This is a genomic window from Denitratisoma sp. agr-D3 (genome assembly GCF_054658675.1).
The window spans coordinates 61,151-83,036 of sequence record NZ_BAAGIA010000001.1 but is presented as its reverse complement, the minus strand read 5'-3'; the positions used below and the strand labels follow the sequence as shown (position 1 = coordinate 83,036).

At 65.1% G+C, this 21,886-nt stretch carries 15 protein-coding genes and 1 tRNA gene; 8 read left to right on the top strand and 8 right to left on the bottom strand.

The window, feature by feature from the left end; all coding sequences use genetic code 11:
• Positions 1-103: 103 nt before the first annotated feature.
• The 6 genes from ACYQ2U_RS00370 to ACYQ2U_RS00345 all read right to left on the bottom strand — a co-directional run bounded on the left by ACYQ2U_RS00370 (position 104) and on the right by ACYQ2U_RS00345 (position 9,534).
• Entirely contained in the window at positions 104-1,888 is a 1,785-nt protein-coding gene (locus tag ACYQ2U_RS00370; protein ID WP_459948351.1) for a methyl-accepting chemotaxis protein, read from the bottom strand.
• Between the two features lie 81 nt (positions 1,889-1,969).
• Positions 1,970-3,619 (bottom strand): L-lactate permease, encoded by a 1,650-nt coding sequence (lldP, locus tag ACYQ2U_RS00365; protein ID WP_459948350.1) that lies wholly within the window; start codon positions 3,617-3,619, stop codon positions 1,970-1,972.
• A 43-nt stretch (positions 3,620-3,662) separates the two neighbouring features.
• Positions 3,663-6,545: an FAD-binding and (Fe-S)-binding domain-containing protein gene (locus ACYQ2U_RS00360; protein WP_459948349.1), complete on the bottom strand. Its 2,883-nt coding sequence runs from the start codon at positions 6,543-6,545 to the stop codon at positions 3,663-3,665.
• Positions 6,546-6,557: 12 nt separating this feature from the next.
• Positions 6,558-8,021: a LutB/LldF family L-lactate oxidation iron-sulfur protein gene (locus ACYQ2U_RS00355; protein ID WP_459948348.1), complete on the bottom strand. Its 1,464-nt coding sequence runs from the start codon at positions 8,019-8,021 to the stop codon at positions 6,558-6,560.
• Positions 8,018-8,701: a LutC/YkgG family protein gene (locus ACYQ2U_RS00350; RefSeq protein WP_459948347.1), complete on the bottom strand. Its 684-nt coding sequence runs from the start codon at positions 8,699-8,701 to the stop codon at positions 8,018-8,020. Before ACYQ2U_RS00350 ends, ACYQ2U_RS00355 begins: the two co-directional genes overlap by 4 nt.
• A complete protein-coding gene (locus ACYQ2U_RS00345; RefSeq protein ID WP_459948346.1) occupies positions 8,698-9,534 on the bottom strand; it encodes a (Fe-S)-binding protein in 837 nt (278 codons plus the stop codon). The genes ACYQ2U_RS00350 and ACYQ2U_RS00345 overlap by 4 nt, the downstream gene beginning before the upstream one ends.
• Before the next feature lie 94 nt (positions 9,535-9,628).
• On the opposite strand from ACYQ2U_RS00345, the gene ACYQ2U_RS00340 reads away from it, so the two are divergent.
• Positions 9,629-10,354 carry a FadR/GntR family transcriptional regulator gene (locus ACYQ2U_RS00340; protein ID WP_459948345.1) on the top strand — a complete coding sequence of 242 codons (726 nt, stop codon included), beginning with the start codon at positions 9,629-9,631 and terminating at the stop codon, positions 10,352-10,354.
• Positions 10,355-10,364: 10 nt separating this feature from the next.
• Here the strand turns inward: ACYQ2U_RS00340 and trhA are convergent, their stop codons facing one another.
• Complete coding sequence (gene trhA / locus ACYQ2U_RS00335) at positions 10,365-11,003, bottom strand: PAQR family membrane homeostasis protein TrhA (protein ID WP_459948344.1); 639 nt, start codon at positions 11,001-11,003, stop codon at positions 10,365-10,367.
• Between the two features lie 196 nt (positions 11,004-11,199).
• On the opposite strand from trhA, the gene ACYQ2U_RS00330 reads away from it, so the two are divergent.
• Positions 11,200-15,039 (top strand): DUF3683 domain-containing protein, encoded by a 3,840-nt coding sequence (locus ACYQ2U_RS00330; RefSeq protein WP_459948343.1) that lies wholly within the window; start codon positions 11,200-11,202, stop codon positions 15,037-15,039.
• A gap of 75 nt (positions 15,040-15,114) precedes the next feature.
• On the opposite strand, the gene ACYQ2U_RS00325 is transcribed toward ACYQ2U_RS00330, so the two are convergent.
• Positions 15,115-15,191, bottom strand: a tRNA-Arg gene (locus tag ACYQ2U_RS00325).
• A gap of 131 nt (positions 15,192-15,322) precedes the next feature.
• On the opposite strand from ACYQ2U_RS00325, the gene ACYQ2U_RS00320 reads away from it, so the two are divergent.
• The 6 genes from ACYQ2U_RS00320 (at position 15,323) to cybH (ending at position 21,862) form a co-directional block, all read left to right on the top strand.
• Positions 15,323-16,558 (top strand): multifunctional CCA addition/repair protein, encoded by a 1,236-nt coding sequence (locus ACYQ2U_RS00320; protein ID WP_459948342.1) that lies wholly within the window; start codon positions 15,323-15,325, stop codon positions 16,556-16,558.
• Between the two features lie 49 nt (positions 16,559-16,607).
• On the top strand, positions 16,608-17,438 hold the full coding sequence (locus tag ACYQ2U_RS00315; RefSeq protein ID WP_459948341.1) for an alpha/beta hydrolase: 831 nt from the start codon (positions 16,608-16,610) through the stop codon (positions 17,436-17,438).
• A gap of 97 nt (positions 17,439-17,535) precedes the next feature.
• A complete protein-coding gene (locus ACYQ2U_RS00310; RefSeq protein ID WP_459948340.1) occupies positions 17,536-17,850 on the top strand; it encodes a DUF1840 domain-containing protein in 315 nt (104 codons plus the stop codon).
• Positions 17,851-18,083: 233 nt separating this feature from the next.
• On the top strand, positions 18,084-19,172 hold the full coding sequence (locus tag ACYQ2U_RS00305; RefSeq protein WP_459948339.1) for a hydrogenase small subunit: 1,089 nt from the start codon (positions 18,084-18,086) through the stop codon (positions 19,170-19,172).
• A 2-nt stretch (positions 19,173-19,174) separates the two neighbouring features.
• Positions 19,175-20,977: a nickel-dependent hydrogenase large subunit gene (locus ACYQ2U_RS00300; protein WP_459948338.1), complete on the top strand. Its 1,803-nt coding sequence runs from the start codon at positions 19,175-19,177 to the stop codon at positions 20,975-20,977.
• A 177-nt stretch (positions 20,978-21,154) separates the two neighbouring features.
• The gene (cybH, locus tag ACYQ2U_RS00295) at positions 21,155-21,862 is read left to right on the top strand and encodes a Ni/Fe-hydrogenase, b-type cytochrome subunit (RefSeq protein ID WP_459948337.1); all 708 of its coding nucleotides are present in this window, start codon (positions 21,155-21,157) and stop codon (positions 21,860-21,862) included.
• Positions 21,863-21,886 lie beyond the last annotated feature (24 nt).

The following is a 21,886-nucleotide window of genomic DNA, read 5'->3' as shown; positions in this document are numbered from 1 at the left end:
CTATGCAAAACACGCCCCCACGATCCAATGCCAATTGGGACGACTTTTCATACCGACAAGGTATAGCCCCGCCTTTTGTACCCGGCGGGGCGGACAGCGGGCCCTACTTCGCCAACACGCTCATTTCGCACCCCACCCGCACATTGCCCCACAAGCGGCCGCCCACCTGGATCGGCATGGCCAGATCGCAGAGGATTTCGCCCGTGTCGCGGCGATAGGTGCGCACCAACAGAGGCAGGGTATTGCGCGCGGCCCGCAGCTCGCCGGGGTTCTCGAACTTGCGGCAGGTCCGGTTGCCCACCAGATCCTGGGCGTCGTCGCCGGTCAAGGGGCGGGAGAACTTTAGATTGTGGGCGGACAGATAGCCATCCGTATTAACACCGACGGCATAGGCAGCCGGGAAACTGGCCATGCAGTGCTCCATATACCCCTGGCAACGGCGGGTGTATTCCTCGCCCCAGGACACCTTGTACTTGGGCGGCACGGTCTTGCCGAAGGGGATGTAATTGTGGTCGAAGACGTTGATGCCGCCCTTGGCCATGGCCTCCAGTTCGGCCTGGATGCCGTCGCGCAGGGTGCGGACGATGTCCACGGTGCGGTCGAAGCTGCCCTTGCCGATCTTGAAGCGGGACACCAATTCCAGCACCCCTTCCGTCGCCTGGGAGAGTTCGCCGGTGCGCTTTTCCGAGTTCCGCATGTGGGCGGCGACGGCGGCGGAAAGGTCATGGACCCGGGTCACGTTCTCGTGCACCGAGTTGTTGGTGGCGGACAACTGCTCCATGGCCGAGGCGATGTTGAGCAACTGGGCGCTGGTACGCTCGAAATCCCCCACCATCACCTCGAACTGGGCGGCGGAACGTCCCACCACGTCCTGGGTCTGCTGCACGTCGGCGTTGATGGCCTCGTTCTCGGCCCGGGTGTTGCTCACCAGTTCCAGCATGGAACCGATGTTGCCGGTGATCTCGGCCGAGGCGGTATTGACCCGCTCCGCCAGCTTGCGCACCTCGTCGGCGACCACGGCAAAACCGCGTCCGGCCTCGCCGGCCCGGGCGGCCTCGATGGCGGCGTTGAGGGCCAGCAGATTGGTCTGCTCGGCCACCTCGCGGATCAGGGCGGCGATCTGGTTGATGCTCTGGGAGCGTTGGGAAAGGTCGTCCACCGTCAGGTTGAAATGGAGCACCTTGTCGCCGACGCTACCGATCTTGCTGGCAATGGCGCGCATCTCTTCCAGGGAAACCCGGGCGCTTGCCAGGTTGCTGGCGGTGGAATCGGAAATGATCTGGGTGCTGCGGGATACGCCGTCGATGGCACGGGTGGCCTCGCCGCTGGCGGTGAACACCAGGTCCGTCAGATCGCCCTGCTGCTGGGCGCTGCTGCCGCTGTCGTCCACGATGGACTTGACCTGCACGGCTTCGCTGGCGATGGTGATGCTGGCCTGACGCACCTCGCTGATGATCTGGCGCATCTTTTCGGCGAAGCGGTTGTAGCTCTCGGCCAGGCTGCGGAATTCGTCCCAGGTGATGAGGGGCAGGTCGCGGGAGAAGTCCCCCTCGCCCCGGGCGATTTCATTGAAGATGGCGGTGATGGTGCGCACCGGGCGGACCACCAGGTGTCGCATGTAGGCCACCTGGGCCAGGCTCCAGACCAGGACGAACAAGGTCAGTCCGATCATGGCGTAAAGGCCGGTATCCAGGGAGCTGGAAAGTTGTTGCGCCAGGGCGGGGTCGGTGCCGGCGGCAAGGGATTCGATGCGGCTTTTCTGGCTGAGATAGATCAGCAGATAGCCCAGGTTGAAAAAGGAAAGCAGCAGGAAGCTGCACAGCTTCTTGGTCAGGGAGTTCCAGAAGGTCTTCTCCGACCACTCGTACAAGGCGAGGAAATTATTCATAGTGCCGTCCCATCAAGGGAACCAGACAGAAAACCGCCCGGCCCCGGAAGGGGGGCGGGCGGGGAAGGTCGTGGCCTTGCCTTAGTGCACCAGCATGCCGGTGAACACGTAGGCCTGGAGCATCGTGATGACGCCGACCAGGGCGGCGAAGCCCAGGCTGTGCTTCACGGTGAAGCGGAACAGGTCGGACTCCTTGCCCACCAGACCCACGGCGGCGCAGGCGACGGCCATGGACTGGGGAGAGATCATCTTGCCGGTCACGCCGCCGGTGGTGTTGGCTGCCACCAGCAGGGTGTCGTTAACGCCGATCTGCTGCGCGGTGGTGGCTTGCAGGGAGCAGAACAGGGCGTTGGACGAGGTGTCGGAACCGGTGAGGAACACGCCCAGCCAACCCAGGAAGGGGGAGAAGAAGGGGAACAGCGCACCGGTGCCGGCCAGCAGCAGGGCCAGGGTAGCGGACAGGCCGGAGTAGTTGGCGACGAAGGCGAACGCCAGCACCATGCCGATGGAGTAGATGGGACGCTTGAGTTCCACCACGGTCTCACCCAGGGCCTTGATGCCGTCGGCGGGCTTCATCTTCAGCACCAGCATCGAGATGATGGCAGCCAGGAAGATGGCGGTGCCGGTGGCGGACAGCAGGTCCAGCTTGTACAGGGCCTCGTAGGGCTTCACCGCGGTGACGATGGGCGGCACCTTGGACACCAGCTTGTCCAACATGGGCACGGAGAACTTGATGATGGTGCCTTCCAGGGCGCCGGCCTTGGCGAACAGCGCCTTGAAGGGCTTGATGCTCCAGATGGTGACCATGATGGTGAGGATGACGAAGGGGGACCAGGCCTTGATGATCTGGCCGGCAGTGTGCTTGTCGTCCTCGCCGGCTTCGGGATGGTGTTGCTTGTCGAAGCGGAAGATGTTCTTGGGCTTCCAGAACTTGAGGAAGGTGGCCAGGCAGATCAGGCTCACCAGGGCGGAAGTGATGTCGGGCAGTTCTGGGCCGATGAAGTTGGCGGTGAAGAACTGGGTGATAGCGAAGCTGACGCCGGCCACCAGGATGGCGGGCCAGGTTTCCTTCACGCCCTTGACGCCGTCCATGATCAGCACCAGCCAGAAGGGCACGATGACGGACAACAGGGGCAGCTGACGGCCGGCCATCTGGCCGATCTTGAAGGGGTCGATGCCGGTCACCTGACCGCCGACGATGATGGGAATGCCCATGGCGCCGAAGGCCACCGGTGCGGTGTTGGCGATCAGGCAGAGGCCGGCGGCGTAGAGGGGGTTGAAGCCCAGGCCCACCAGCAGCGCGGCGGTGATGGCCACGGGAGCGCCGAAGCCGGCTGCGCCTTCAAGGAAGGCGCCGAAGGAGAAGCCCACCAGCAACATCTGCAAGCGCTGATCCTCGGTGATGGACACCACCGACGCGCGGATGATCTCGAACTGGCCGGTCTTCACGGTGATCTTGTAAAGGAACACGGCGGCGATGATGATCCAGGCGATGGGCCAGAGGCCGTAGGCGAAGCCGAAGCCCGCGGAGGCGAAGGCCATTTCCACCGGCATCTTGTAGAAGAAGATGGCGACGGCCAGGGCGATGGCGACGGTGATGGTGCCCGCGATATGCCCCTTCATGCGCAAAACGGTCAGCGCGAAGAAGAAGAAGGCGATGGGCAGGACGGCGACCAGCGAGGACAACCAGAGGTTGCCCGCAGGGTCATAGACTTGCAGCCAGGGTTGCATGGGTGTTGTCTCCTTGAGGATAGGACGTTGTTGGTACTACGGGTTAAACGCAAGAATCCTGGGGACGGCTGCACTGCTCCAGCAGCCAGGCGATGGAACGGTAGGGACGGCCGGTCTCGGCGCTGAGCCCCACTTCGCAGGTCCGGTTGGAGGAAACGCCGCAACCGCAGTGGTCGGGCAGGGCCTCGTGGATGTGGCGCAGGGCGTGGCGGTTCAGCTCTGGCACGGCAAAGCCCCGGTCGCCGCCGAAGCCGCAGCACTTCACCTCGGCGGGCACGACGACTTCCTCGGCGCAGGCGGCGGTGAGCTTGCGCAGCAGGGCCTCCTCGCCCTGGCGGCGGGCGCTGCAATTGAGGTGCAGGGCCACGGCGCCCGGCTGTTTGACGATGCGCAGGCGCGGCAGCAGCGCCGCTTCGGCGAACTCGGGGAAATCGAGGACGCGGATCTTGTCCTTGAGCTTTTCCTTCATGCGGGCGGCGCAGGGGCTGGCGTCCATTACCACCGGCAGCTTGCCGTTGTCGCTGGCGGCCAGCAGGGCGGCTTCCAGCTTGGCGGAGGAAGCGTCGGCAGCCTCGGTCTGGCCCTTGCTGGCCAGGGCCTGGCCGCAACACAGGCCATCGTAGTTTTCCGGCAAGCGCGGCGCGTAGCCGGCCCGTTGCAGCAGGGTCAGCACGGTGTCGGGCAGGCTGGTGCTGCCGTCCTCCGCCAGCACGCGACCGGCGCAGGTAGGGAAATAGACCACGGGGTCGGCGGACTTGGATAAATGGGCTCCGTTCGGGCTGAGGTATCGAAGCCCCGGTGTAGTATCAGTTCGCTCGCCCTTCGATACGTGGAACGTACCCTGCCCTGAGCTTGCCGAAGGGTCAGGGCGAACGGCAACCAGAGAAGCTTCGACTTTGGCGGCCTGGGGCATGTCGTGGCGCCAACTGCCGCCGCTGACGCGGCTGACGAAGCCCTCGCCGACGATCTCCGACGCCAGTTGGCCGGCCTTGAGGGCGGTGCGGGCCAGGCCGGTCAGGGTGCCGAAATGATCCACGGAAAAGTTGCCGACGGCCTTGGCCACCGCGCCCTGGCGCTGGCCGCGCAGGTCGCGGATCAGTTCGCCGGTGTCGATGCCCACCGGGCAGGCGGTGGAGCACAGGCCGCAGGCGGCGCAGGTGTCCATGCCCATGTACACGTAGTCGTCGCCCACGCTGCCGGCGGCCTCGCCGGCACGGTCGCGGCGGGACAGCTCGCGCCAGGAGGTGATGCGCTGGCGCGGCGACAGGGTCAGTTTGTGGGAAGGGCACTGGGGTTCGCAGAAGCCGCATTCGATGCACTTGTCCACCACTGGGGCGGCGGCGGGCAGGGGCTTGAGGTTTTCCAGGTGGGCGTGGGGATTGGCGTTGATGATGACGCCGGGATTGAGCATGCCCTTGGGGTCGAACAGAGCCTTGATGCGACGCATCAGGTCGGTGGCCTCGCGGCCCCACTCCAGCTCGACGAAGGGCGCCATGTTGCGGCCCGTACCGTGCTCGGCCTTGAGCGAGCCTTCGTACTTGCCGGCCACCAGCTGCGCCACGTCGTCCATGAAGCGGCTGTAGCGGGCCACCTCGGCGTCGTTGCCGAAGTCCTGGGTGAACACGAAGTGCAGGTTGCCCTCCAGGGCATGGCCGAAAATGATGGCCTCGGTGTAATCGTGCTTGACGAACAGGGCCTGCAAATCCAGGGTGGCTTCCGCCAGACGCTCGACGGGGAAGGCCACGTCCTCGATGATGACGGTGGTGCCGGTTTCGCGCACGGCGCCGACGCTGGGGAAGGTGCCCTTGCGCACGTTCCAGAACACCTCGCACTCGGCGGGGTCAGTGGAGAAGCGCGGCGCTTCCACGGTGGGGAAGGCGGCCAGGGCGCCCACCACGGTGGCCATCAGGAACTGCAGGCGCTCGGCGTTCTCTTCCCGCACCTCGATCAGCAGGGCCGAAGCGCCGCCGCCCAGGGTCTTGATGATGGCGGGCAGGCCGGCCTTGTTCTCCACGGAACGAAGGGAGGCTCGGTCGAGGATTTCCACGGCGGACACGGGGAGCTTCTTCAACTCGATCACCGCTTCGCAGGCGGAGGCGATGTCGGGGAAGAAGACCAGGGCGCTGGCCTTGTGGGCGTGGTCCACCACGGTGTGATAGCTGATGCGGGAAAGGAAGCCCAGGGTGCCCTCGGAGCCGATCATCAGGTGGGCCAGGATGTCCACCGGGTCCTCGAAATCCACCAGGGCGTTGAGGCTGTAGCCGGTAGTGTTCTTGATCTTGTACTTGCGCTTGATCAGGGCCGCCAGGTCGGCGTTGTCGCGGGCGCTGCGGGCGATGGCGTCCACCTCGGCCAGCAGGGCGCCGTGGCTGACGCGGAAGGCGGCAATGCTGGCCGGATCCTCGGTGTCCAGCACGGTGCCGTCGGCGAACACCACGCGCAGGCCGAGCAGGGTGCGATAGCTGTTCTGGGCCGTGCCGCAGCACATGCCCGAGGCGTTGTTGGCGGCGATGCCACCAATCTTGCAGGTGGCGATGGAAGCGGGATCGGGGCCGATCTTGCGACCCAGGGGCGCCAGGCGGCGATTGACTTCACCGCCGATGATGCCGGGGCCGAGACGCACGCTCTGGGCATCGGCGGCGATGTCGCAGGTGGCGAAACCTTCGCCGATCAGCACCAGGATGCCGTCGGTCACGGCCTGGCCGGACAGGCTGGTGCCGGCGGCGCGGAAGGTCAGGTGCATGTCGAAGCGACGGGCGATGGCCAGCACCGCCAGCACTTCGGCTTCGTTTTCGACCACGGCCACCACCTGGGGCACCAGGCGGTAGAAGCTGGCATCGGTGCCCCAGGCCAGGCGACGCAGTTCGTCGGTGATGACTTGGGACGCAGGGAGGGCCTTCCGCAGGGCGGAAATCATTTCACTCATGACGGTTCCTACTCAGTGATTCTGGCGTTGCGACCGGCTGGCCATCAGGTCGTGGAGGCTTCTGCGCGCCGGTTTCAGCGGTGTGCGGAAGCGGGTCCAGCCCATTTGTTTTTTCGGGGCGAAGGCGCGTAGGCGCGTCGCCAGCCAACGGAAAATTCGGTGCAAGGCGGGGTGGGCGTAAGTGCCGGTCCAGAACTGCCAGACCAGTTGTTCGCCCATGGTGTAGTTGGCACCTTGGCCCTGAAGCCGGTGCTCCACCGCCTCGCCGGGATTGCGCTGGGCCTCGGTGCGCAGGCGCACCAGCATTTGCGGAATGGGGATGCGTACCGGGCAGACTTCGGCGCAGGCGCCGCACAGGCTGGAGGCCGTAGGCAGGTCGCGGGTGTCGTCGAGGCCCAGCAGATGGGGGGAAATGATCTGGCCGATGGGACCGGGATAAACGGTGCCGTAGGCATGGCCGCCGAGGCGGGCGTACACCGGACAGTGGTTCATGCAGGCGCCGCAGCGAATGCATTGCAGGGTGGCGCGCAACTCCTCGTCGGCGAAGGCCTGGGTGCGGCCGTTGTCCAGCAGCACCAGGTGCACTTCGCGGGGACCGTCCAACTCGCCGCCGCGGCGCGGTGCGGAAATCAGGTTGAAGTAGGTGGTGATGGCCTGGCCAGTGGCGGAACGGGTGAGCAGGCTGGAGAGGGGAATCACGTGCTCCAGCTTTTCCACCACCTTCTCGATGCCCATGATGGCGATGTGCGTGTCGGGAATGGTGGTGCTGAGACGGCCGTTGCCCTCGTTTTCCACCAGCCACAGGGTGCCGGTTTCGGCGATGGCGAAGTTCACGCCGGAGAGGCCGACGTCGGCGTCCACGAACATCTGGCGCAGGGTCTTGCGGCCGATCTGGATCAGCTCGTCCACATCCTCGGTGTAGGGCGTGTCGGGAATTTCTTCGTGGAACAGCTCGGCGATGTCGCCCTTGGTCTTGTGGATGGCCGGCATCACGATGTGGGACGGCTTCTCGTGGGCCAGCTGGACCACGTATTCGCCCATGTCGGACTCGACGCAGGTGATGCCCCGTTCGCCCAGGTAATCGTTGAGTTCGATCTCCTCGCTGGCCATGGACTTGCCCTTGATCACCGACTTGGCATGGCGCCGCTGGGCGATGCCGTGGATGATGGCGTTGGCTTCCTCGGCGGTTTCCGCCCAGTGCACCTGGACGCCATTGGCGGTCAGTTGGCTTTCCAGTTTTTCCAGCAGGGTCGGCAGATGGCGCAGGGCGTGCTGGCGGATGGCCTCGCCCAGGTCACGCAAGCGTTGCAGTTCATCGTCGTCGGGAAACTGGGCGCTGCGCTTGCCGCGCAGGAAATCCATGGCGCCACGGAAGTTCTGGCGCAGCTTGGCATCCTCCAGGGCGGCGCGGGAGCGGGCCTTGAAGTCCACGGAGGGATGGTAGTGCAAGGGCTGTGTCGTGACTGGGGCGTTCATGCCGCACCGCCTTCTTGCACGATCACCACCAGCATCTGCTTGGGCCCGTGGGCGCCGTAGGCCAGGGTCTGCTGGATATCGGAAGTCTTGGACGGCCCGGACACCATGATCAGGTTGGTGGGCAGGCCGGCGGCCCAGGATTCGTCGCGGGCGGCGTCGAACAGGTGGTTGTGGATGTCGGCCTGGCGCACCAGGGCCACGTGCAGGGGCGGCACCAGGGACAGGCTGCGGGGCTGGGACGGCGAGGACTTCAGCACCAGGGCGCCGGTGGCGGCGATGGCGCTGTCGGCCACGGTGAAGCCGGCATCCACCCGGTCGAACAACTCCTGTTTCCAGGTCTCGATGGGACGGTCGAAGGAAATCAGGGTCAGGTCCTTGGCGACGGCGGCCAGTTGGCGGGCCTCGGCGGAGGTGGTGTCGAGCACCAGGCGCTGGGCACCCAGCGCGGCCAGGCGTTCCACCACCAGGCGCGGCCAGGCGCCTTCGTCGGTCACGATGACCTCGGCGTGGGCGGCCTCAAGCAAGCTGGCGAGGCGCGCCACGCGCTCTGGGCCATCCAGGGTTGCGGGACCGTGGGCGGCGTAGTAGTCGGCCACGGCGGGCACCGGCGCGGCCGCGATGGCGCCGGCATCGGGCAGGGCCTGGCGCAGTTTGGCCAGGATGTTGGCGCGGGCGCTCATGCCTCGCCTCCGCACATCCGGCGGGCGACGAAGCTGGCCAGGTGCTCCACCTTGATCGGCTTGCCCTGGTGCTCGGCAGCATGGCCGATGTTGAGCAGGCAGCCGCAATCGGCGGAAACCAGTTGCTCGCAGCCCGTATCGCGCACGCTGGCGGACTTGTCGGCCACCATGGCGCCGGAGATTTCGGGATGCTTGAGGGAGAACACGCCACCGAAACCGCAGCATTCGGATTCGTTCTTGTGCTCCACCAATTCAACGCCGGGCAGGGCCTTGAGCAGGGCCAGGCCGTGGTCGCGGGTGCCCATCTCGCGTCGGGCGGAACAGGAGGTGTGCAGGGCGACCTTGATCGGCGCGGCCTTGAACTTGGAAAAATCCAGCTTGAGCACTTCCACCAGGAACTCGGTCAGTTCGAAGGTGTTCTCCGCCAGCTGGCGGGCGCGGGGGCCGAGCACGGGATCCTTGGCAAACAGCTTGGGCCAGTGGTGGCGCATCATGCCGGCACAGGAACCGGAGGGCACGACGATGGGCCAGTCCTCCTTGAACAAAGCCATCTGGGCGGCGGCCACGGTACGGGCCGACTCCTCGTTGCCGCTGGTGTAGGCGGGCTGACCGCAGCAACTTTGACCCATGGGGAAGTCCACGGCGACCCCGGCCTGCTCCAGCAAACGCAAGGCGTCCATGCCGGCCTCGGGCACGAAAAGGTCGATCAGGCAGGTGCCGAACAGGTAGGCCTGTCGCGGCGCCGCCGGATAGCAGCGGGCTTCCATGATGGTGTTGTCTCCTTGGTGTCGATCCCGTCGCGGGCACTCGGCCCGGCGGAAATTGACGGGCATGATGAAGAAATCTAGACTGCTGCTCAAACTGGCCTGACCAATTTTTTATTTCGACCTGAATCTTCCTTGCCGCAAGGGTTTACCCAAATCGCCCATGACAATTCGACAGAACCGCAGCATTGTTGATGCAGTGCAAAAACGCCTGGAAACACGGCTGGTGGACGGCAGCTGGGCGCCCGGCAGCCGAATTCCGGCGGAACGCACCCTGGCCGAGGAGATGAACGTATCCCGGGCGACGGTGCGGGAAGCCATCTCCCGCCTGCGCGCCCGGGACATGCTGGTAAGCCGCCAGGGCAGCGGCGTCTACGTCACCGACCGGCTTCAGGCGGGCCTCGCCTCGCCCTGGCGCCAACTGTTGGCGGACCACCCCGAGCTGCGTTGGGACACCCTGGAATTCCGTCTCGAACTGGAATGCGCCACCGCCCACTTCGCCGCCCAACGGGCGACCCGGGCCGATTTGAAGAACATCGGCGACGTGGTCAAGCGCCTCACCACCGCCTACAAGGACGACGATCGCAAGGAGGAGGCGCGGGCCGACGCCGACTTCCACGAGGCCATCGCCGAGGCTTCCCACAACAGCATGTTCCGCTTCCTCCACGCCGGCCTGATCCGCATGCTGCGGGAACACATCGCCCTCAACCTGCATCGCATGCATGACCTGGAGGGGGCCATGGCCATCAATCTGATGGAACAGCACCTCGCCATCTGGGAGGCCATCAAGGGTCGTAAGCCGGAGGAGGCCCGTGCCGCCATGCGGCGCCACATCGAATTCACCTGGGGTGAATTACGCCAACGGGAAAGCAACGCGTCGAAGCGATGACCCGCGGGACCTAGGCCGAATAACCCACCACCGCGAAGAAATGGCAGACACTTCCGGCCATGACGAACAAGTGCCAAATAAAGTGGCCGAAGCGAATCCGCGCATCGGTGATAAAAAACACGACGCCAACGGTATAGGCCACCCCTCCCGCCACCAACCAGGCGATGCCAGCGCCGGAGACCCTCTCTAGCAGGGGCACGGCGGCGATCAGCACCAGCCAACCCATCAACAGATACAGACCGGTGGACAACCAAGGATGGCGCAGGCGGTCGAAGGCCTTGAGCAACACCCCCGTGACCGCCATGGCCCAGACCAAGCCGAACAAGGTCCAACCCCAAGCACCATGCAGCACCCCCAGGGCGAAGGGGGTATAGCTCCCGGCGATGAACAGATAGATGGCGCTGTGGTCAAACTTGCCCCATAGCCGCTTGGCCCAGCCCGGAGGCAGGGCATGGTAAAGACAGGAAGCCAGGTAAAGCAGGATCATGGTGACCACGAAGACGCTGGAGCCAACGATATCCGCGGCATCGCCCCGGCGCACTGCAAAAACGATGGCCACCGGGGCCGCCGCAACGGCAGCCAGCAGCCCCAGGCCGTGGCTCAGGCTATTGGCGACTTCTTCTGGAAAAGATTGGGGACGGTCATTCATCGGGTCATGGTCTCCCTTGCAAGAGGGAACGCGGCAAGGGGCATTTCCCTGATCCATCCTGCGCCTATCGTAGGGTTTACGCAAGGGGACGTCGAGCGGGCCCCCGGCAAAGTCCTATCTGAAACAGGGCCTTTCTCTTCGGCGCGGACAGGGCCGATCTTTTACAATAGCGTTCTTTGCTTCACGGCCTCACATCATGACCGCCCGCCTGCGCGAAATTCCCTACAACTACACCTCCTTCTCCGATCGGGAGATCGTCATCCGTCTGCTCGGCAAACCCGCTTGGGATGCCTTGGCCGAATTACGCGGTCAGCGCGTCACGGGCCGTTCCGCGCGGATGCTGTACGAGGTGCTGGGGGACATCTGGGTAGTGCAGCGCAACCCCTACCTGGAGGACGACCTGCTGGCCAACCCGGACCGGCGCGACGCCCTGGTGGGCGCCCTGCGTCATCGCCTGGCCGAGATCGAAAAGCGCCGCGCCGGCAACGAGGCCGTGGCCCAACTGCTGGCCGCCGCCGAGAAGGCCGTGGCCCGCTTCGAACAGCACTTCATCGACACCCTGAGCCTGCGCAAGAAGGTGATGCGCGTGCTGGCCAAGCACACGCGCAAGGACAACATCTGCTTTGACGGCCTGGCCCGGGTCTCCCACGTCACCGATGCCACCGACTGGCGCGTCGAGTACCCCTTCGTGGTGCTCACCCCCGATACCGAAGCCGAGATCGCCCCCCTGGTGCGGGGCTGCATCGAGCTCGGCCTGACCATCATTCCCCGTGGCGGCGGCACCGGCTACACCGGCGGCGCCGTGCCCCTCACCCCCCAGTCCGTGGTGATCAACACCGAAAAGCTGATCGACCTGGGCGAAGTGGAAATGCAGACCCTGCCCGGCGTGGATCGTCCCTACGCCACCGTGCGCACCGGCGCCGGCGTGGTGACCAAGCGGGTGATGGACCGGGCCGAGGACTCCGATCTGGTCTTCGCCTGCGATCCCACCTCCGCCGAAGCCTCCTGCGTGGGCGGCAACATCGCCATGAACGCCGGTGGCAAGAAGGCCGTGTTGTGGGGCACCGCCCTGGACAACCTGGCCTCCTGGCGCATGGTCACCCCCGACGGCCACTGGCTGGACGTGGAGCGGATCAACCACAACCTGGGCAAGATCCACGATCAGGAAACCGTGAGCTTCCGCCTGCGCACCAGCGACGACAACGGCAAGCTGCTCAAGGAAGAAACCCTGACCCTGCCCGGCCGCCTGTTCCGCAAGACCGGCCTGGGTAAGGACGTCACCGACAAGTTCCTCGGCGGCGTACCCGGCGTGCAGAAGGAAGGCTGCGACGGCATCATCACTTCCGCCGTCTGGATCCTGCACAAGATGCCCCCCGTGGCGCGCACCGTCTGCCTGGAGTTCTTCGGCCAGGTGCGCGAATCCGTGCCCGCCATCGTCGAGATCACCGACTATCTGAAAACCCGTCCCGGCGGCGCCATTCTGGCCGGCCTGGAACACCTGGACGAGCGCTACGTGCGCGCCGTGGGCTATGCCACCAAGGCCAAGCGCCACGGTCGGCCCAAGATGGTGTTGATCGGCGACATCGTCGGCGACAACGAAGATGCCGTGATGGCCGCCACCTCGGAAGTGGTGCGGATGGCCAACGCCCGGGGCGGCGAGGGCTTCATCGCCGTCAGCCCGGAAACCCGCAAGAAGTTCTGGCTCGACCGTTCCCGCACCGCCGCCATCTCGCGCCACACCAATGCCTTCAAGGTGAACGAGGACGTGGTGATCCCCCTGCCGCGCATGGGCGACTACTGCGACGGCATCGAGCGCATCAACATCGAACTGTCCATTCAGAACAAGCTGGAACTCTGCGCCCGCCTCAAGGAACTGCTGGAGGGCGACCTGCCCCTGCGCAGCGGCGACGCCGCCCTGGACAAGGACGTGCTGCTCGGCGACCGCCGCCAGTCCGCCCTGGACTACGTGGAAGCGGTGCGTTTGCGTTGGGAGTGGCTGTTGGAAAACCTGGACCTGCCCCTGGCCGAGGCCGAATCCCGCTTCGCCTCCTACGGCGTGGTGGCTGGCGAGCTGACCAACAAGGCTGCCAACCCCATCCTCTTCCACCGCTTGCAGGACTACTCGGTCCGCGTCTCCTGGAAGACCGAACTGCGCGCACGCCTGGCCAAGATTTTCGACGGCGTGGTGTACGCCCCGGTGCTGGAAAAGATCGACGCCCTGCACAAGGAAGTGCTGCGCGGACGGGTCTTCGTCGCCCTGCACATGCACGCCGGCGACGGCAACGTGCACACCAACATCCCGGTGAACTCCGACCATTACCAGATGCTGCAAACCGCCTACAAGGCGGTGGATCGCATCATGGGCATTGCCAAGCAACTGGACGGCGTCATCTCCGGCGAGCACGGCATCGGCATCACCAAGCTGGAATTCCTCAGAGAGGAAGAAATCGGCCCCTTCCGCGCCTACAAGAACAAGGTGGACCCCAACGGCCACTTCAACCGGGGCAAGCTGATGCCCGGCGGCGACCTGTCCAACGCCTACACGCCGTCCTTCGCCCTGCTCGGCGTCGAGTCCCTGATCATGGAGCAATCCGAGATCGGCAAGATCTCCGACTCCATCAAGAACTGCCTGCGTTGCGGCAAGTGCAAGCCCGTCTGCTCCACCCACGTGCCCCGGGCCAACCTGCTCTACTCGCCGCGCAACAAGATCCTCGGCACCGGCCTGCTGGTGGAAGCCTTCCTCTATGAAGAGCAGACCCGGCGCGGCATCAGCCTGCAACACTTCGACGAGTTCAACGACGTGGCGGACCACTGCACCATCTGCCACCGCTGCGTGAAACCCTGTCCGGTGGACATCGACTTCGGCGACGTCTCCGTGGCCATGCGCAACTTCCTGCGGGAACAGGGCAAGAAGAACTTCATCCCGGCCAAGGCCCTGACCATGGCCTTCCTCACCATCAAGGACCCGGCCACCATCAAGGCCATGCGGCTGGGCATCACCGGCGTCGGTTTCAAGCTGCAACGCCTGGGCCACGCCGTCGGCAAGGCCCTGGGCCTGATCCAGGATTCCGTGACGCGGCCGGCGGCCACCCTGGGCAAGCCCACGGTGAAGACCCAGATCATCCACTTCATCAACAAGCCCCTGCCCAAGGGCGTGCCGTCTCGCACCTCGCGCGGCATGCTGGACATCGAGAACGACGAGATCATCCCCGTCATCCGCGACCCGAAAAAGGCGACGGACGATTCCGATGCCGTGTTCTACTTCCCCGGCTGCGGCTCCGAGCGCCTGTTCTCCCAGGTGGGCCTCGCCACCCAGGCCATGCTCTACGAGACCGGCGCCGTCACCGTGCTGCCCCCGGGCTACCTGTGCTGCGGCTATCCGCAGACGGCGGCGGGTGAAGAGGACAAGGGCCAGCAGATCACCACCGACAACCGGGTGCTGTTCCACCGGGTGGCCAACACCCTGAACTATCTGGACATCAAGACGGTGATCGTCTCCTGCGGCACCTGCATGGATCAGTTGCAGAAGTACGAATTCGAGAAGATCTTCCCCGGCTGCCGGCTGCTGGACATCCACGAATACCTGATGGAAAAGGGCCTCAAGCTGGAAGGCGTGACCGGTACCCGCTACATGTACCACGATCCCTGCCACACGCCGATGAAGGTGCACAACCCGCTCAAGGTGGCAAACACCCTGCTGGGCGGCGGCGTGGAACTCAACGACCGCTGTTGCGGCGAGTCCGGCACCCTGGCGGTGACCCGGCCCGACGTATCCACCCAGGTCCGCTTCCGCAAACAGGAGGAACTTGAAAACGGCGCCGCCAGCCTGCGTAAGGATGGCTATACGGGCGACGTGAAGATCCTCACTTCCTGCCCGTCCTGCCTGCAAGGCCTGACCCGCTTCCAGAACGATGCCGGCGGCCTCGACGCCGACTACATCGTGGTGGAAATGGCCAAGCACCTGCTGGGCGAAAACTGGATGGAGAAGTACGTGCAGGCCGCCAACAACGGCGGCATCGAGCGGGTGCTGCTGTAAGCCCGGCGGGCCCTCGCGGCCCGTCCAGGCAAGAAAAAACGGGCCAGGTGGTTTCACCTGGCCCGTTTTGCGTTTTGGCGCGCCCGAGACGATTCGAACGTCCGACCCCTGCCTTCGGAGGGCAGTACTCTATCCAGCTGAGCTACGGGCGCGAAGGGGGCGGATTCTATCGGGTTTCGCCGGGGGAGTCCATGGCGCGGGCACCCGGCTCAAGGGGCCGACCGTGGCGGGATTGGCAGCGGCGCGCGGGGCAGCGGCGGTGGGGCCTGATAAGCTACGGCCCATGAAGATTTATTCCGTCGGCGGCGCGGTCCGCGATGAACTGCTGGGCCTGCCAGTGCAAGACCGGGATTGGGTGGTGGTGGGTGCCACGCCGGAAGCCATGGTGGCGGCCGGCTATCTGCCCGTGGGCAAGGACTTCCCGGTTTTCCTCCACCCGGAAACCAAGGAGGAATACGCCCTGGCCCGCACCGAGCGCAAGACGGCGCCCGGCTACAAGGGCTTCGTCTTCCATACCGACGCCTCGGTCACCCTGGAGGAAGACCTGGTCCGCCGCGACCTGACCATCAACGCCATCGCCAAGGACGAGGCGGGGCATTTCCACGATCCCCACGACGGTCGCCGCGACATCGCCGCCCGGGTGCTGCGTCACGTCTCGCCGGCCTTTGCCGAGGACCCGGTGCGCATCCTGCGCCTGGCCCGCTTCGCCGCCCGCTTCACCGATTTCACCGTCGCGCCGGAAACCACGGCCCTCATGGCACAAATGGTCGCCGCCGGCGAAGTGGACCACCTGGTGGCCGAGCGCATCTGGCAGGAACTGGCCCGGGGGCTGATGGAAAAGCAGCCCTCCCGCATGTTCGAGGTGTTGCGCGCCTGCGGCGCCCTGGCCATTCTGCTGCCGGAGGTGGACGCCCTGTGGGGCGTACCACAACGGGCCGACTACCATCCCGAGATCGACACCGGCGTGCATGTGATGATGGTGATCGACATGGCGGCCCGCCTCGGCCTGCCCCTGGCCGCCCGCTTCGCCGCCCTGACCCACGACCTGGGCAAGGGCACCACCCCCGCCGACGTGCTGCCGCGCCACATCGGCCACGAGCAGCGCAGCGTGGCCCTGCTCGAACCGCTCTGCGAGCGCCTGCGGGTACCGACCGAATGCCGCGAGGTGGCCCGCCTCACCGCGCGCCACCATGGCGAGATTCCCCAGATCGACAAATTGCGGCCGAGCACCGTCGTCAAATTGCTGGAACGCTGCGACGCCCTGCGCCGCCCCGACCGTTTCGGCCTGATCCTGCAAGCCTGCGAGGCCGACTACCGGGGCCGCCTGGGTTGGCAGGACAAGCCCTATCCCGCCGCCACCCGCTGGCGCGCCGCCCTGACCGCGGCCCAGGGCATCGACGCCGGTGCCGTCGCCAAGGCCTGCGCCGAGCCGACCCAGATTCCCGACCGCATCCACCAGGCCCGGGTCGGCGCGGTGGAACAGGTATTGCACGCGGACAAAAACGAACCGTCCGATTAAGACGCGGGATGTCCCCCGCCCCACCCTTTCATCACCGTCGCCCCTTACCGTGAAAACCAACGTCTCCCTGGAAGTCCTCCACCGCAAAGCCGAATCCCCCAGCGGCGATCATCCGCCCCTGCTGTTCATCCACGGCGCCTTCTGCGGCGCCTGGTGCTGGGACGAACACTTCCTGCCCTGGTTCGCCCGCCACGGCTGCGACGCCCACGCCCTGTCCCTCTCGGGCCACGGCGGCAACCCCGACCACGACCACCTGGACAGCCTGTCCATCGCCGACTACGTGCGCGACGTGCGCAGCGTGGTGGAAAGCCTGGACCGCCCGCCCGTGCTCATCGGCCATTCCATGGGCGGCTTCGTCGTGCAGAAATACCTGGAGCAATACAGCGCCCCGGCGGCGGTGCTGATGTGCTCGGTGCCGCCCCAGGGCCTGATGGGCTCGGCGATGAGCATGCTGTTCTCCCGCCCCACCCTGCTCGGCGACCTCAACACCATCATGGCCGGCGGCCAGGCCTCCTACGAAAGCCTGCGGGAAGCGCTGTTCGCCCAGGACATCCCCCTCGACGACCTGATCCGCTTCTACAAGCTGTCACAACCCGAATCCCACCGGGCCATCTGGGACATGATGCTGTTCAGCCTGCCGAGGATTCAGCAGGTCCTAGCCAACATCCAGGGCGGACGGAGCCACCTTTTGGTCCAAGGGGCCGAGTTCGACCATCTGGTGCCCGTCTCCGCCGCCGAAATGACAGCCCGCAGCTATGGCGTGGCACCCCTTATCTATCCCGCCATGGGCCACGGCCTGATGCTGGAAAAAGACTGGGAAAAGGTCGCAAGCGGTATCCTGTCCTGGCTGCATGCCTTGGGACTAGCAACAAAACCATAAAGGAGATACGGACCATGATTGAGCGTAGCGAACAAAGCAGTCGCCCCCTTACGCGAGCAGGGGGTACGGGGTCGATACTTGTCGGGCGGGCACACCCATGATCATCACCTTCCGCTCCCCCGCTTCAGGCGACGTCATCATGTTCGGCGACGTGGCCAAACAAATGATGACCCTGATGGGCAAGGCTGTCACCGACGAAGGCATCGTCACCGTCGAGCAACTGCCGGACGCCATCGCCCGCCTGCGCGCCGCGGTGGAGGAAGACAAGGCCCGCCGCCAGGGACACACCGACGACGACGAAGACACCAAGCCCGGCATGGGCGGCCCCGTCAGTTTGGCCCAGCGGGCAGCACCCCTGCTGGATTTGCTCGACTGGAGTCTGCGCAAACAAAAACCCGTCACCTGGGGCTGAGCTTGGTATTAAGCCCGGCGCACGCCCCCACGGGCGCGCGTTGTGCGCCGCAACAGACGGCCATGGCGCTTTATGCGTGGCAACCAGCTTTACCCCACGAGTGGAAAGCCACTTTCCACTTGGGGCTTAGTTGAGAATTAAACAACCCTCGGAGAAAAAAGGGATTTTCCCGATCCCGCACCAGTGGCACGGTTATTGATCATTCCCCCGACTTATTCCAACAGGAGGGGGCGATGACCGAAACCTTTTACGATGTGCTGCGCCGCCAGGGGATTTCCCGCCGCAGCTTCCTCAAATTCTGTTCCCTGACCGCCACGTCCCTGGGCCTGGGCGCCGCCGCCGCGCCGAAGATCGCCCACGCCCTGGAAACCAAGCCCCGCACCCCGGTGCTGTGGCTGCACGGTCTGGAATGCACCTGCTGCTCCGAATCCTTCATCCGTTCCGCCCACCCGCTGGCCAAGGACGTGGTGTTGTCCATGCTGTCCCTGGACTACGACGACACCCTGATGGCCGCCGCCGGTCACCAGGCCGAGGCCATCCTCGACGAGATCAAGAAGAAGTACAAGGGCAACTACATCGTCGCCGTCGAAGGCAACCCGCCCCTCAATGAAGACGGCATGTACTGTATCCACGGCGGCCGTCCCTTCGTCGAAGTGCTGCGGGAAACCTGCGCCGACGCCAAGGCCATCATCTCCTGGGGCTCCTGCGCCTCCTGGGGCTGCGTCCAGGCCGCCAAGCCCAATCCCACCCGCGCCACGCCGGTGCACAAGGTGATCACCGACAAGCCCATCATCAAGGTGCCCGGCTGCCCGCCCATCGCCGAAGTGATGACCGCCGTCGTCACCTACATGCTGACTTTCGAAAAGATTCCCGAGCTGGACCGCCAGGGTCGTCCCAAGATGTTCTACGGCCAGCGCATCCACGACAAGTGCTACCGCCGCCCCCACTTCGACGCCGGCCAATACGTCGAGCAATGGGACGACGACGGCGCCAAGAAGGGCTACTGCCTCTACAAGATGGGCTGCAAGGGTCCTACCACCTACAACGCCTGCTCCACCACCCGTTGGAACAACGGCGTCTCCTTCCCCATCCAGTCCGGCCACGGTTGTATCGGCTGCTCCGAGGAAGGCTTCTGGGACAAGGGCGGCTTCTACGACCGCGTCACCGACATCAAGCAATTCGGCATTGAATCCAACGCCGACAAGGTGGGCGGCACCGCCGCCGCCATCACCGTCGGCGCCGTGGCTGCCCACGCCGCCGTCACCGCACTGGCCCGGGCCAAGAAGAAGACCGGCATCGACATTCCGCAGGGGGATAAATAATCATGGGCGCAAGCTACGAAACCCAGGGCTTCAAGCTCGACAACTCCGGTAAGCGCGTCGTCGTCGACCCGGTCTGCCGTATCGAAGGCCACCTGCGGGTGGAAGTGAACCTGGACAGCAACAACGTGATCCGCAATGCCGTGTCCACCGGCACCATGTGGCGCGGCCTGGAAGTGATCCTCAAGGGCCGCGACCCCCGCGACGCCTGGGCCTTCACCGAACGCATCTGCGGCGTCTGTACCGGCACCCACGCCCTGACCTCGGTCCGTTCCGTGGAAAACGCGCTGAACATCCAGATCCCCGAGAACGCCAACACCATCCGCAACCTGATGCAACTGAACCTCTACGTTCACGACCATCTGGTGCACTTCTATCACCTGCACGCCCTGGACTGGGTGGACGTGGTGTCCGCCCTCAAGGCCGACCCGAAGAAGACCTCCGAACTGGCCCAGAGCATTTCCAATTGGCCCCTGTCTTCCCCCGGCTACTTCCGCGACCTGCAAAACCGCCTGAAGAAGTTCGTCGAGTCCGGCCAACTGGGCCCCTTCACCAACGGCTACTGGGGCAATCCCGCCTACAAGCTGCCGCCCGAAGCCAACCTGATGGCCGTGGCCCACTACCTGGAAGCCCTCGACTTCCAGAAGGAAATCGTCAAGGTGCACACCATCTTCGGCGGCAAGAACCCCCACCCCAACTGGCTGGTGGGCGGCATGCCCTGCGCCATCAACCTGGACGGCACCGGGGCCGTCGGCGCCATCAACATGGAACGCCTGAACCTGGTGAAGAGCATCATCGACCGCACCAAGGAATTCGTCGAACAGGTCTACATCCCCGACCTGCTGGCCATCGCCTCCTTCTACAAGGGCTGGCTCCACGGCGGCGGTCTGTCCTCCAAGGCCATCCTGTCCTACGGCGACATCCCGCAAAAGGCCAACGACTACACCGCGCCCAACCTGCTGCTGCCCCGTGGCGTCATCCTCGACACCAAGCTGGACAAGATCCACGCGGTCAACCTGGAAGACCCCGAGGAAATCCAGGAATTCGTCACCCACTCCTGGTACAAGTACCAGGACGAAACCAAGGGCCTGCACCCCTGGGACGGCGTCACCGAGCCCAACTACAAGCCCGAGGGCCCCAACTTCAAGGGCACCCGGACCAAGATCGAGGCCCTGGACGAATCCGCCAAGTACTCCTGGCTCAAGGCGCCGCGCTGGAAGGGCCACGCCATGGAAGTGGGCTGCCTGTCCCGCATGGTGCTCGGCTACGCCCAGCCCAAGCAATACCCCTTCATCAAGGACACCATCGACGCCGTGCTGAAGAAGCTCGACGTGCCGGTGACCGCCCTCTTCTCCACCCTGGGCCGTACCGCTGCCCGCGGCATCGAAACCCTGTACTGCGCCGACCTGCAACAACAGCAGTTCGACAAGCTGATCGCCAACCTCAAGGCCGGCGACCTGAACACCGCCAACGTGGACAAGTGGGATCCCTCCACCTGGCCCAAGGAAGCCAAGGGCGTGGGCTTCACCGAAGCGCCCCGTGGCGCCCTCGGCCACTGGATCAAGATCAAGGACGGCAAGATCGACAACTACCAGTGCGTGGTGCCCACCACCTGGAACGGCAGCCCCCGCGATCCCAAGGGCCAGATCGGCGCCTTCGAGGCCAGCTTGATGGACACCCCCCTGGCCAAGGCCGACCAGCCCCTGGAAATCCTGCGCACCCTGCACAGCTTCGACCCCTGCCTGGCGTGCTCCACCCACGTCATGAGCCCGGACGGTCAGGAGATGACCTCGGTGAAGGTGCGCTGAGGCGACTGGCCCTACACGACGACCCTTCGACTCCGCGCCGTCGGCGCTACGCTCAGGGCGAACGGTATTTGGAAACATCCAACGCCGTTCGTCCTGAGCGTAGGGGCAAAGCCCCGAAGTCGAAGGATGAGTGACACACCCCTGCTCGCATCCCGAAGATGCGGAAAGGAAAACACCATGCTTGCAGAACAAGATGCATTTGAAGCAGAGCGGGAAGCCCGGCTGGTCAAGGCGATCTACGTGTATGAGGCCCCCGTGCGCCTCTGGCACTGGGTCAACGCCCTGGCCATCACCGTGCTGTTCATCACCGGCTACCTGATCGGCAATCCCCTGCCCTCCCAACCGGGCGAGGCCAGCGCCAGCTACGTGATGGGCACCATCCGCCTCATCCATTTCACGGCGGCCTACGTCTTCGCCATCGGCTTCCTCGGCCGCATCTACTGGGCCTTCGTCGGCAACCACCACGCCCGCCAGATCTTCATCCTGCCCATCCTCGACAAGGGCTGGTGGGGCGAGATCCTGCACGAGATCAAGTGGTACCTGTTCCTGGTCAAGGAGCCGAAGAAGTACGTGGGCCACAACCCCCTGGCCCAACTGGCCATGTTCCTCTTCTTCACCGTGGGCGCCGTGTACATGATCTGCACCGGCTTCGCCCTCTACGGCGAGGCCCAGGGCATCGACAGCTGGACCTACAAGCTGTTCGGCTGGGTCATCTCCGCCGTCGGCGGCAACAGCCAGCAGGTGCATTCCTGGCACCACATGGGCCTCTGGGTGACCGTGATCTTCGTCATCCTCCACGTCTACGCGGCCATCCGCGAAGACATCATGAGCCGCCAGAGCATGATCTCCACCATGATCTCCGGCTGGCGCATGTTCAAGGACTGACGCTGTCGGACATTACGGGGCGGC

Coding starts and splice junctions, on each gene's coding strand:
- ACYQ2U_RS00370 (WP_459948351.1), bottom strand. CDS start 1,888: ATGAATAATTTCCTCGCCTTGTACGAGTGGTCGGAGAAGACCTTCTGG.
- lldP (WP_459948350.1), bottom strand. CDS start 3,619: ATGCAACCCTGGCTGCAAGTCTATGACCCTGCGGGCAACCTCTGGTTG.
- ACYQ2U_RS00360 (WP_459948349.1), bottom strand. CDS start 6,545: ATGAGTGAAATGATTTCCGCCCTGCGGAAGGCCCTCCCTGCGTCCCAA.
- ACYQ2U_RS00355 (WP_459948348.1), bottom strand. CDS start 8,021: ATGAACGCCCCAGTCACGACACAGCCCTTGCACTACCATCCCTCCGTG.
- ACYQ2U_RS00350 (WP_459948347.1), bottom strand. CDS start 8,701: ATGAGCGCCCGCGCCAACATCCTGGCCAAACTGCGCCAGGCCCTGCCC.
- ACYQ2U_RS00345 (WP_459948346.1), bottom strand. CDS start 9,534: ATGCCCGTCAATTTCCGCCGGGCCGAGTGCCCGCGACGGGATCGACAC.
- ACYQ2U_RS00340 (WP_459948345.1), top strand. CDS start 9,629: ATGACAATTCGACAGAACCGCAGCATTGTTGATGCAGTGCAAAAACGC.
- trhA (WP_459948344.1), bottom strand. CDS start 11,003: ATGAATGACCGTCCCCAATCTTTTCCAGAAGAAGTCGCCAATAGCCTG.
- ACYQ2U_RS00330 (WP_459948343.1), top strand. CDS start 11,200: ATGACCGCCCGCCTGCGCGAAATTCCCTACAACTACACCTCCTTCTCC.
- ACYQ2U_RS00320 (WP_459948342.1), top strand. CDS start 15,323: ATGAAGATTTATTCCGTCGGCGGCGCGGTCCGCGATGAACTGCTGGGC.
- ACYQ2U_RS00310 (WP_459948340.1), top strand. CDS start 17,536: ATGATCATCACCTTCCGCTCCCCCGCTTCAGGCGACGTCATCATGTTC.
- ACYQ2U_RS00305 (WP_459948339.1), top strand. CDS start 18,084: ATGACCGAAACCTTTTACGATGTGCTGCGCCGCCAGGGGATTTCCCGC.
- ACYQ2U_RS00300 (WP_459948338.1), top strand. CDS start 19,175: ATGGGCGCAAGCTACGAAACCCAGGGCTTCAAGCTCGACAACTCCGGT.
- cybH (WP_459948337.1), top strand. CDS start 21,155: ATGCTTGCAGAACAAGATGCATTTGAAGCAGAGCGGGAAGCCCGGCTG.